At 40.3% G+C, this 12,353-nt stretch carries 10 protein-coding genes; 1 reads left to right on the top strand and 9 read right to left on the bottom strand.

Annotated elements, in window-relative coordinates; genetic code table 11:
* Positions 1 to 196 precede the first annotated feature (196 nt).
* The 6 genes from galU to rppH all read right to left on the bottom strand — a co-directional run bounded on the left by galU (position 197) and on the right by rppH (position 6,486).
* The gene (gene galU / locus AC27I2_RS02670; RefSeq protein WP_487203438.1) at positions 197 to 1,075 is read right to left on the bottom strand and encodes a UTP--glucose-1-phosphate uridylyltransferase GalU; all 879 of its coding nucleotides are present in this window, start codon (positions 1,073 to 1,075) and stop codon (positions 197 to 199) included.
* A gap of 21 nt (positions 1,076 to 1,096) precedes the next feature.
* Positions 1,097 to 1,948, bottom strand: coding sequence for a thymidylate synthase (locus tag AC27I2_RS02665; protein WP_138528794.1), 852 nt, complete (start codon positions 1,946 to 1,948; stop codon positions 1,097 to 1,099).
* Between the two features lie 7 nt (positions 1,949 to 1,955).
* The gene (gene lgt / locus AC27I2_RS02660) at positions 1,956 to 2,759 is read right to left on the bottom strand and encodes a prolipoprotein diacylglyceryl transferase (protein WP_219421595.1); all 804 of its coding nucleotides are present in this window, start codon (positions 2,757 to 2,759) and stop codon (positions 1,956 to 1,958) included.
* Positions 2,760 to 2,771: 12 nt separating this feature from the next.
* A complete protein-coding gene (locus AC27I2_RS02655; protein WP_058550923.1) occupies positions 2,772 to 3,581 on the bottom strand; it encodes a sulfite exporter TauE/SafE family protein in 810 nt (269 codons plus the stop codon).
* A 91-nt stretch (positions 3,582 to 3,672) separates the two neighbouring features.
* Entirely contained in the window at positions 3,673 to 5,937 is a 2,265-nt protein-coding gene (gene ptsP, locus AC27I2_RS02650) for a phosphoenolpyruvate--protein phosphotransferase (RefSeq protein ID WP_487203437.1), read from the bottom strand.
* 30 nt (positions 5,938 to 5,967) lie between these two features.
* Positions 5,968 to 6,486 (bottom strand): RNA pyrophosphohydrolase, encoded by a 519-nt coding sequence (gene rppH, locus AC27I2_RS02645; protein ID WP_058402976.1) that lies wholly within the window; start codon positions 6,484 to 6,486, stop codon positions 5,968 to 5,970.
* Between the two features lie 530 nt (positions 6,487 to 7,016).
* Between rppH and mutH the strand changes: the two genes are divergently transcribed.
* Positions 7,017 to 7,688: a DNA mismatch repair endonuclease MutH gene (gene mutH, locus AC27I2_RS02640; protein ID WP_058402977.1), complete on the top strand. Its 672-nt coding sequence runs from the start codon at positions 7,017 to 7,019 to the stop codon at positions 7,686 to 7,688.
* Positions 7,689 to 8,353: 665 nt separating this feature from the next.
* On the opposite strand, the gene eno is transcribed toward mutH, so the two are convergent.
* The 3 genes from eno to mazG all read right to left on the bottom strand — a co-directional run bounded on the left by eno (position 8,354) and on the right by mazG (position 12,352).
* Positions 8,354 to 9,652, bottom strand: coding sequence for a phosphopyruvate hydratase (gene eno / locus AC27I2_RS02635; RefSeq protein WP_138528803.1), 1,299 nt, complete (start codon positions 9,650 to 9,652; stop codon positions 8,354 to 8,356).
* A 116-nt stretch (positions 9,653 to 9,768) separates the two neighbouring features.
* On the bottom strand, positions 9,769 to 11,403 hold the full coding sequence (gene pyrG, locus AC27I2_RS02630; RefSeq protein WP_219421589.1) for a CTP synthase: 1,635 nt from the start codon (positions 11,401 to 11,403) through the stop codon (positions 9,769 to 9,771).
* A gap of 151 nt (positions 11,404 to 11,554) precedes the next feature.
* Positions 11,555 to 12,352: a nucleoside triphosphate pyrophosphohydrolase gene (gene mazG, locus AC27I2_RS02625; protein ID WP_487203436.1), complete on the bottom strand. Its 798-nt coding sequence runs from the start codon at positions 12,350 to 12,352 to the stop codon at positions 11,555 to 11,557.
* Position 12,353 lies beyond the last annotated feature (1 nt).

The following is a 12,353-nucleotide window of genomic DNA, read 5'->3' as shown; positions in this document are numbered from 1 at the left end:
GTTTTTTTGACTCCTCCATGAGAACACTTTTCAATACAATTTTAATGCCACTTAAAATAAACATTACAACATAAATTACATTATGTCTGTAAAGTAATCAAAACTATTCTAATTTTTACATTAAAAAAACAAATTATGCAAAAAACAATAAAAAAGGCGCCAAATTAGGCGCCTTTTGCTGATTTAATGTAAACGGTTATATGAGTGTTTTAATAAATGTTTTTAGCTCATCGGCAAATTCATCACGACGAAGTGCAAACTCAATGGTTGCTTTTAAATAACCAATTTTACTACCACAATCGTGGCTTCGGCCTTTCATTGCGTACGCATCTACTTTTTCACTTTGCATAAGCATGGCAATAGCATCGGTAAGCTGAATTTCATCGCCAGCACCCTGTGGAGTTTTTGCAAGTAGCGGCCAAATATTTTCACTCAACACATAACGCCCAACCACGGCTAGGTTTGAAGGTGCCTCGTCAACCGGTGGCTTTTCTACCATGCTAACAATAGGCGAGCTTTCACCTTGCGCTATTTCGGTGCCACCTAAATCCACTACTCCAAACTTATCAACTTCCTGCATTGGTACAGGCTCTACCATTATCTGGCTGTGTTTTGTTTGTTCAAAATGAGCGATCATCTCGGCGAGGTTGTCTTTTTTAAGATCGCTTTCAACGTCGTCTATGATCACATCGGGTAAAATAACCACAAATGGTTCGTTACCAATAATTGGGGCTGCACAGTTAATGGCATGGCCTAGCCCTTTTGCTTCACCTTGGCGTACGTGAATTATTGTTACGTCTTTAGGGCAAATGGCTTGTACTTCGGCAAGTAATTGCCGCTTAACACGCTTTTCAAGCGTTGCCTCTAATTCAAAGCTGGTATCAAAATGGTTTTCGATAGAGTTTTTACTTGAGTGCGTTACAAGTACAATTTCTTTTATACCTGCACATACCGCTTCGTTAACTACATATTGTATTAAAGGACGGTCTACTACAGGAAGCATCTCTTTAGGAATTGCTTTAGTGGCTGGTAGCATGCGTGTACCAAGGCCCGCTACTGGGATCACTGCTTTCATGTTGTTTTCCTTAATCGGTTATTATACTGAAAATGGATATTGAATTGCGTCGTGGCATTGATAGCCGGTTACTTCAAAGTCGTCTCGGGTAACCCAGGTTTCTATGTCTTCTAGTGACTTAATCTTTGGGTTAATTGTAAGCTTGGGCGATTCAAATGGTTCGCGTTTAAGCTGTACATCGCGCATTAACTCGAGCTGATTTTCGTAAATATGAGCATTAGCTATTTTATGATATGCCTTACCCGGTTTATGGCCGGTAATTTGAGCGACCAGAGCAAGCAACACAAAGCATTGAATTTGATTAAAGTTTAGCCCCAGCGGGACATCACAACTACGCTGATAAGATGTTAAGTAAAGCGTATCACCTAATAGTGAAAACGTATGTGTATGCATACAAGGTCTTAAACAACCCAGTTCAAATTCACCTGGGTTATAAAACGTAATTATTTCGCCGCGATCATCAATGCCATTTTTTAAATTGTTAATTACTTTTGCTAGCTGATCGAGTGTTGAACCATCAGGGCGTTGCCAACCTCGCCCTTGAACACCGTAAACGCGCCCCATGTCATCCTCACCTTTACGGTTTGGATTATTAAGCCAGGCTTGGTTATCGTTGGCATTAGCATCCCATGTTTTACAGCCAATATTACGAAACTGCTCTGCACTATCGTAGCCTCGTAAATAGCCAAGCAACTCTGCAATGGCCGCTTTATAGTAACTTTTACGCGTGGTGATCATAGGAAACTGATTGTTTGCTACATCGTACTCTAAATCGGCGTTTATAACGGTTAAGCAACGTGTGCCTGTGCGTTTGTTTTCTACCCATTGACCTTCGTCAACGATACGCTGACATAATTTTAAATATTGTTTCATGCTTCTATTATGCCTTTGCTACTGTTACTTGCTGCGGGTTTTTATATGCCCAAATTAATAAACCTAAACCACCTATAATCATAGGGAGTGACAGTATTTGACCCATAGAGATAAAGTCGGCAAATAAGCCTAGTTGCGCGTCTGGTTGGCGGAAGTATTCAATACCAAACCTAAACACCCCGTAACCTAGTAAAAATACGCCGCCAACACTGCCAGCTGGGCGTGGTTTTTTAATAAACCATAGCATAATTAAAAATAAAACAAGCCCTTCAAAAAAAGCTTCGTATAACTGCGACGGGTGGCGAGCAAGCGGCCCACCGGTTGGAAATACCATAGCCCAAGGAACGTCTGATACACGCCCCCATAATTCGCCATTTATAAAGTTACCTATACGCCCTGCTAATAATCCCACTGGCACTAGTGGCGCTACAAAATCGCCAACTTGTAGAAGTGACTTTTTACGTGTCCACGAAAAAATGGCAACGGCTGTAATTACACCCAGCGTACCACCATGAAACGACATGCCGCCCTGATCGATGCGGAATAAATACAGCGGATTTTCTAAAAAATAACTAAATTGGTAAAACAATACATAGCCGATACGACCACCAAGTATTACCCCTAGCATGCCATAAAATAATAGATCGCTTACCTGCTCTTTGGTCCAGCCAGAATTAGGCTTTGCCGCTTGACGATTTGCAAACCACATCGCAAATGCAAAACCAATTAAATACATCAATCCGTACCAACGTACGCTCAGTGGTCCAATCGAAAAAATAATTGGATCGATTTGAGGAAACTCAAGTGCCATAAAAATAAACCTTTAGCTAAAAACCATTTTAATTGCGATAACAACAAGCAGTACCGCGAAAACTTTCTTTATTGTATTAACAGGTAAATAATGAGTTGCTTTAGCCCCGTAAGGCGCCACAAACCACGATGTAATAACAATACCAAATAACGCAGGTAAATATACAAACCCTGCAAAACCATGTGCTAAGTCGGTCACCTTCCAACCCGCACTAATGTAGCCAATAGAGCCAAATAAAGCGATTACAATGCCCGAGACGGCAGCACACCCAATGGCTTTTCTTATATCAATGGAGAAGTAATTGAGCATAGGTACAATTAACGCTCCACCACCAATCCCAATCAACCCTGATAAACCGCCCATAATAGCGGAAATACACCCTAAAATAGGCCCTGGTGGGAGCGACTTAGTGGATGAGGGTTTATTACGTGATGATAGCGCCATTCTGGCTGCAATAAATACAACACTCACTGCAAATACACTGCGTAGTAACTGCTCTGGTATTAAGCTTGCTGCAAACCCACTAATTAAAGCCCCTATTGCTACACCTGTCATAACCCAAGGTGCAACATGCCAAGGCACATTATCATTTTTATGATGAGCCAATGCTGAAGACGTAGAAGTAAATAAAATAGAGGCCAAAGAGGTCGCAATCGAAATAACCACAACATGTTCTGCAGATGTAACATTAAATAAAATCAGCAATGTGCTCAGTGCAGGCACAATTATTAACCCACCGCCAATACCTAATAATCCTGCTAAAAAACCGACAATACAGCCCAGTAGTGCGCAACATGCGACCAACAAACCTAAGTCATACATAGTTATCTCAAATGCCTTTTGAAGGCTTATATGGTAAAGGATTATAAAACGAATAGCATCTGCGTATTAAAATTAATTAAGTAAGCACCTTTTACTTTGGGGTATAAAATAGGTCACCTAAATTGTGCTCTAGCATAAAATTACGCGTTAAACGCAAAACTTGTTTAGCTGTTGATTGTGCTAAGCACTCGCTTAATAACTGTTCCATGTCGGCAACGCTTAAACGCCTAAGCACCCATTTCACTTTATTTAAAGACGATAAGTTCATACTCAGTCGTCTATATCCCATGGCTATTAGCAATATGGCTCCCTCCGGGTCCCCCCCTAGTTCACCACATAAGCTGAAGGGTAATTCATAATTTTCACACTCATCGGCTATTTTACTTAAAACCCTAAGCACCCCGGGGTGGTAAGGATTAAAAAGCTCAGCAACACGCGCGTTGGCTCTATCTACCGCCAATAAATATTGTGTTAAATCGTTACTGCCTACTGAACAAAAATCTACCTTTTTAGACCATTCAGGTAACATAAACACACTGGAAGGCACCTCAAGCATAATACCAATATCGGGGCGATCTATTTGCTGCTCAGGGAAGTTTTCGTTTAGTTCAAAGTAAGCTTGTTCAAATAACCCCAATGCTTCATCTACTTCTTCTGTGCCGCTGATCATCGGCAACATTATTTTTAAATTGCCTAAACCGATATTTGCCTTAAGCATTGCTTTGAGTTGGTCTAAAAATAACTCGGGATGATCAAGGCTAATACGTATACCACGCCAACCTAAAAATGGGTTTTCTTCGGTTATATTAAAGTAGTCGAGCACTTTATCGCCGCCAATGTCGAGCGTACGCATTACGACGGGGTTTGGGTAATAACTGGTGAGCACTTCTCGATACCAATTTTCTTGCTCTAACTGAGAAGGAAACTGGCCTTTTTGCATAAACCACGCTTCAGTACGGTATAAACCGACGCCGTCACACACATGTGCGTTGTTTTGGTCTGTTTTTAATTCTAGCCCTGCGTTTAACAATAAACTGACGTGTTCGCCATCTAAGGTAATAGACTCGTACTCTTGCTCTGCTAAAAAACGATTATTTAACAGGTTATCTTGATGTTGTAAGTCTGCGTACTCGTCTAATAACATTTGCGAGGGTGAGATATACAAACGCCCTGCAAACGCATCTAATATCATTGGTTTACCATCAAATTGAAGTAATGGTAAATCTTCTATCCCCCAAATAGCGGGGATCCCCATTGCGCGAGTTAAAATAGATGCATGACTATTGGCAGAACCATTAACACTAACAACGCCTGCTAAATGCCCTTTTGGTACTTCAGCAAGCATCGCGGGGGTTAATGTATTTGCAATTAATATGGTATCTGCTGGATAATCTTTTACTGCGTGTTCAGTGTTAACTAAGTGATGTAATACGCGTAAACCAATGTCTTTCACATCAACAGCACGCTCTTTTATGTATGGGTCTTGCATCGCATTAAATTGCGAAATTAGACGCTCAATCACAATTTTAAGTGCGCTTTTTGCACACCATCCCTCGAGTAACTGAACCTCTACATTGTGACCTAAACTTTTAGCATCTAATAACTGTTGATACACATCAAATACGGCTAATGCCTCTTGAGGAATAGAGTCACTCAACGTCATCGAAAGCGTATTAAACTCTTTACGTGTAGCCGCCACTGCTTGCGTAAACAGGCGACGCTGCTCAGTCACATCACTATTTTTTTGGAGCTCAATTGATTTAAAGTCAAGTTTTGGTAAAAGTACAAATGCGGTACCTATACCTATACCCGGCGCACTAGATACACCCTTTAAAACAGAGGTTTGATGAGATGACTCGTCTTGACGAAGTACTTCTTTAATTTCGGCATGAGCCAATTGTGAAGCAAGTTGAGCAGAAAGCGTTATTAAAAACGACTCTTCATCTTGGCTAAATACACGGGCCATTTTTTGTTGAACAACAATAACGCCCAGTACTTTTTTTTGATGAACCACAGGTACCGATAAAAAAGCATTATAGCCTTCTTCGTTTACCTCAGGAGAGAGCTTAAAGCGCGGATGCGATTTAGCAAAAGCTATATTAATGGGTTCTTCGCGTTGGGCAACTAACCCCACTAAACCTTCTGTAAAGCCAATTCTAAACTTGCCTACCGCATCAGGGTTTAACCCTTCGGTAGCCATTAATACAAAATTGTCTTGGCTGTAGTCGGCAAAATAAATAGAGCAGCACTGGGTTTTCATGGCGTCTTTCACCATTTGCACAAAGCACACTAAAGCAGTGTCTAAATTCGCTTGTTGCGATACAGACTCAGCAATAGATCTTAGTGTTGCCAGCATGTCCTGCTCCTTTATTTTATTATAAAGTTATTACCTTTTACTTCGCCAATGGTCTTTATGGTGTTCTCTTTTATTAAAGGGCATAGCAAAAGGAGCAAACTCCTTCATTACACGTCGGTAAACATCCCGTTTAAACGACACAACCTGCCTAACAGGGTACCAGTAACTCACCCAACGCCAATCATCAAACTCTGGGTGATGAGTTTTAAGTAAGTTTACATCTTCATCTTTACAACGAAGTTTCAGTAAAAACCATTTTTGTTTTTGCCCAATACACACCGGACTTGAGTCGCGACGAATTAATCGTTTGGGTAATTTATAGCGTAACCAATGTTTTGAACTTGCGACAATTTCTACATCTTCTGGTCGCAGTCCGACCTCTTCGTGTAATTCACGGTACATAGTTTGTTCTGGTGTTTCACCATCATCAACACCGCCTTGGGGAAATTGCCAAGAGTGCTGACCGTAGCGTCTGGCCCAAAATACTTGTCCCTGATTATTGCAAATTACAATTCCGACATTGGCACGAAAACCTTCGGCATCAATCACCTTAGTGCCTCATTTGTAAGTCGATTTTTAATGATTGTTCCACATTAGTCGCAATACGGCAAACACTATTATAGACAAGCCTACGGGTGAATGACGTTTATGCTTTAACCCAGTAGATAAAACATACAGATGAGATCAATAAATTTTAAAAAAATGTGCAAAAGCTATTGCAGTTATTGTTTTACTCTAGTTACTCACAGTTTGTGCATAACTTTTAAAAAACACGTTCATTTTGCAAACAAATCCACAATATAAGATCTAAAACGTGTTGTTCTCCACAGATTCTGTGGATAAACATGTTCATATAGTTGTATTTATCCCATTAACTTTTAAAACGACCAATACGAACAAAACTTACAAACTAAAAAAAACCAAGTTAGTCAGTAACTTAACGAGTTATCCATAATTTTAACTATGTACAAAATTAACACACCACAACAGCGAACAAAAAACACACAAACCTAAAGATATCCACGGCTTAGCTGTTTTGCTATCATGGCAGTGGTATTTATTCAACTAAAATTAATATTATGCGCCCAACTAAACCACTTTCAATTAATGATCTTACTCAACGTGTAAACAGTATTGCTGGCCTTACGCTTGGGCAGCTTGCTGAACAATATAACTTTAAAACCCCTGACGACTTATTAAGAGAAAAAGGCTGGACGGGGCAATTAATTGAATACGTATTAGGTGCAACCGCGGGTTCTAAACCCCTCCCCGACTTTGAAGATTTGGGTATTGAACTTAAAACGCTGCCTATTTCTTATAAAGGCAAACCTCTTGAAACCACCTTTGTATCTGTAACGCCACTAATAAATGTAACCGGCATGACATGGCACACTAGTGCGGTTCGTAAAAAGCTTAACCATGTTTTATGGCTTCCAGTTTTAAGCGAGCGTGATATCGCACCGTTTAATAGAACCATAGGCAGCGGCTTTTTATGGCAACCCACGCCCGAGCAAGATGCAAAACTACAGCGAGATTGGGAAGAACAAATGGAGTTGATTGCGCTTGGTAGGGTTGATGAAATATCAGGCCATTTAGGCGATGCAATGCAAATTCGTCCAAAAGCCGCGAATAGCAAAATTGTGACCGATGCTATTGGCCCAAACGGGCAAATAATAAAAACCCTGCCCCGTGGCTTTTATCTAAAAACCTGTTTTACAGGTGACATTTTAAAGCAGCAATTCACTTTGTGAGCAGTTTATTATCAGGGACTTCGTTGAGCACTTTGTTAATAACGTAAAACAAATGAAATAGACCTAAAAGAATATTCACAAATGTCAAAACCAAACTCAAACCTATACTACTTTTAGTATTAGAATTTTTATTTAGAAAAAAAATCAAGCCTGAAAAAATAAGCAAAAATGGTAAAACGAGAATGTAATAAAAAGATGAGTGAAAATACATTATTTAAAACTCCTAAAAAGGGGAGTTACCCCCTCAATTCGAATTATTGAGCGTTGCGATCCCGCTTTTTAATTGATGTATAAATACACCAAATAAAATGTACAAACCCTGCAGGAAAAAATAACATCGTTAAAATAAAATTAAGCATAACATCATGCTTAATGTTTGTTTTTGATGTCGCTTTTTTTAATAAATAAGCCATTGTTAACGCTATAGGCAATATTACTATTAAGTAACTGTAATCGTTGACATGAATATCCATTTTAATTATAGCCATTAAGTTGTATATGCATTGATAAGGAAAGCGCTGCAGAAAAAATGAAACGTTTTAGCACTACAATTCCCTGTAAATTGAAGCTCATACTAACAAAAAAAAACTACAAGCAATATAAAAAATCCCCGCATTGGCGAGGATTTTATAGCTTAAAATTTAAAATCAGTTTCTAAAAAAGAATTACTGACCTTTAACTTCTTTTAAACCATTGTACGGTGCTTTAGCGCCTAATTGCTCTTCAATACGAAGCAATTGGTTGTACTTAGCTACACGGTCAGAACGACTTAATGAACCTGTTTTAATTTGGCCCGCAGCAGTACCTACTGCTAAATCAGCAATTGTTGCATCTTCTGTTTCACCTGAACGGTGAGAGATAACAACAGTAAAACCAGCGTCTTTCGCCATTTTAATAGCCGCTAACGTTTCAGTTAGTGAACCGATTTGGTTAAACTTAATTAAGATTGAGTTAGCAATACCGTTGTCGATACCACGCTTTAAAATCTTAGTGTTAGTTACGAATAAATCATCACCTACTAATTGGATTTTATCGCCCATTAATTTAGTTTGGTGAGCAAAGCCATCCCAATCAGACTCATCTAAGCCATCTTCAATAGACACAATTGGGTATTGCTGAGTAAGCTCTTGCAAGAAGAAGTTAAATTCTTCAGACGTGAATTTTTTGCCTTCACCCTTAAGGTCGTAAATGTTTGCTTCTTTGTCGTAAAACTCAGAGGCTGCACAATCCATCGCTAAAGTAATATCTTTACCTAGCTCGTAACCTGCGTTTGCTACCGCAACTTTAATTGCTGCAAGTGCCGCTTCGTTAGATGCAAGGTTTGGCGCAAAGCCACCTTCATCGCCAACAGCTGTTGAGTGGCCGTCTGCTTTAAGTACTTTTGCAAGGCTGTGGAAAACCTCTGCGCCCATACGTAGGCCTTCGCGGAAGTTTGCAGCGCCAACAGGTTGGATCATAAACTCTTGAATATCTACAGAGTTATCTGCGTGTTCACCACCATTGATGATGTTCATCATTGGCAGTGGCATAGAATAAACACCCGGTGTGCCGTTTAAATCAGCAATGTGCTCGTATAGTTCTACTTTTTTAGACTGAGCTGCGGCTTTAGCTGTCGCTAGTGATACTGCTAAGATTGCATTTGCACCTAATTTTTCTTTGTTTTCAGTGCCGTCTAAATCTAGCATTACTTTATCAACTGCACTTTGGTTAAGTGCATCTTGGCCAGCTAACGCATCAGCAATTTCTTTATTGATGTAACCAACCGCGTTCAATACGCCTTTACCTAAGTAACGTGCTTTGTCACCATCACGTAACTCTAATGCTTCGCGAGTACCAGTAGATGCGCCTGAAGGTGCTGCCGCACGACCCCAAGAACCATCAGCTAAATGTACGTCTGCTTCAACAGTTGGGTTACCACGCGAGTCCATGATTTCGCGACCAATTACTTTTACGATATTTGACATCTTGTTTCCTCTATATTCCCAAAATGGTGAGTTTTGTTAACTTTACTATGTTTGATATAGCTTAGTCAGTCTTAAAAACAAAAAAGCCGTACAATACATGCACGGCTTTTTATAAGTTACGATGACGCTTTTTGGTGGATATGCGCTGCTGCTACAAACCCTTCAAATAGCGGATGACCATCACGTGGTGTTGACGTGAATTCCGGGTGGAACTGCGCGGCAATAAACCAAGGGTGATCTTTGTTTTCAATAATTTCTACCAGTTTTTTATCTTCAGATAAACCAGAGAATGTTAAACCCGCTTTTTCTAGCTGCTCTACAAAGTTGTTATTTACTTCGTAACGATGGCGGTGGCGTTCTACAATTTCGTCGCTACCGTAAACTTCGTGCACTTTAGAGCCTGGTGTTAAGTAACATTTTTGTGCGCCTAAACGCATTGTGCCACCAAGATCCGATTTTTCGTCACGAACTTCTACTTTGCCTTCGGCGTCTAACCACTCGGTGATTAAGCCAACAACCGGCGCTGCTGATTTGGCATTAAACTCAGTAGAGTTTGCATCAGCTAAGCCTGCTACATTACGTGCATACTCAATAAGCGCTACTTGCATACCTAAACAAATGCCTAAGTAAGGCACTTTATTTTCACGAGCGTATTTAGCTGCTAAAATTTTACCTTCAACACCACGACCACCAAAACCGCCTGGAACTAAAATAGCATCAAGGTGAGAAAGTAATTCTACGCCTTTGCTTTCTAGGTCTTGTGAATCTACATATTCGATGTTGATTGTTAAACGGTTTTTAAGACCCGCATGTTTTAATGCTTCGTTAACCGACTTATACGCATCGGGTAATTCAATGTATTTACCAACCATACCAATGGTCACTTCGCCCGTAGGGTTAGACTCTTGGTATAGTACTTGTTCCCACTCAACTAAGTCAGCTTCAGGCGCGTCTAAGTGAAAACGACGACATACAAAATTGTCTAGCTCTTGTGATTTTAACAATGCTGGAATTTTGTAAATACTGTCTACATCGGGTAGTGAAATTACCGCTTTTTCTTCAACATTAGTAAACAATGCAATTTTTGCACGCTCGTTATTAGGTAACTTACGATCTGAGCGACAAATAAGAATATCTGGCTGAATACCAACAGAACGAAGCTCTTTAACTGAGTGCTGTGTTGGTTTTGTTTTCACTTCGCCCGCAGGGCCTAAGAAAGGCACTAACGTTAGGTGAATAAAGAGTGCGCGTTCGCGACCGATCTCTGTGCCCATTTGACGAATTGCTTCAATAAACGGTTGTGATTCAATATCACCTACCGTGCCACCAATTTCAACAATGGCAATATCGTGCCCCTCAGCGCCTTCGTAAACACGCTGTTTAATATCGTTAGTGATATGAGGAATAACCTGAATAGTGGCGCCTAGGTATTCACCACGACGCTCGCGACGTAATACGTCTTCATATACGCGGCCTTGCGTGAAGTTATTTCGGCTAGTCATTTTGGTGCGAATAAAACGTTCGTAGTGACCTAGATCAAGATCAGTCTCTGCGCCGTCTTCTGTAACGTATACTTCACCGTGTTGAATTGGGCTCATTGTGCCTGGGTCAACGTTGATGTAAGGATCCAGCTTTAAAATAGTAACATTTAAGCCACGGGCTTCTAAAATAGCCGCCAACGATGCTGCTGCAATACCTTTACCCAACGAAGAAACAACCCCGCCAGTAACGAAGATAAATTTTGTACTCATGCGAACCCTAGAATATCAGGAATTAAAAGGAATATAACACCCAAAAAAGTGGCTATGGGCATATCATCAAGACGGGGCGAAATTGTACCAAAACACGCTTTAGCAATCCAGCTAAAATTAGCGAATGGGCGATTAAAAAACGTGCGCTATTTTATTTATGTTTTTTAATTGCTTCCCACGCATTATCCATTTCTTCAAGGCTTGCTGTCTCTAGGCTTTTACCTTGCGCTTGCAAATATGCTTGTACCTTTTCAAATCGGGCAGAAAACTTATCGTTTGCATTTCTGAGGAGCTGCTCTGGGTCACGTTTGACGTGGCGAGCCACATTAACGGTGGCAAATAGTAAATCGCCAAGTTCTTCTGCTGTGTGATCCGATAAAGGATCGTGCGTTATTGCTTCTTTAACTTCAAGTACTTCTTCGCTTACTTTATCAAGCGCACCATGATAAGTCGGCCAGTCAAAACCCATTGAAGCTACTCGCTGTTGAATTTTTTTAGCCTTGCTAAGACTTGGCATATTTGCTGGAATATCTTGCCACAACAATGATGTATTGGTTAATGCTTTTTCGCTTCGCTCCTGGGCTTTAATAGCTTGCCACTGCAGTGATAATTGCTCATCATTGAGCGCTTTTTTGTCGCCAAAAACATGAGGATGACGACGTGTTAACTTTGCATTTAATTGTTCTATTACATCGTTAAAATCAAACAAGCTTTGTTCTTGCGCTAATTGGGCATAAAACACAATTTGAAACAGTAAGTCACCAAGCTCATTTTTAAGCTCATTTAAATTACCCGATTCGATGCAGTCGGCAACTTCATAGGCTTCTTCAAGTGTATGCGGCACAATTGATTTAAAGTCTTGTTTAAGATCCCACGGGCAGCCGCCATTGGGATCTCTGAGTGTTTGCATAATACTCAAAAGTTCTGTTAATGCTGAATGGTTAGCCAAA

The sequence above is a fragment of the Pseudoalteromonas sp. NH0006-46 genome (assembly GCF_057547735.1).
This window is presented reverse-complemented; position numbering and strand designations above follow the sequence as displayed.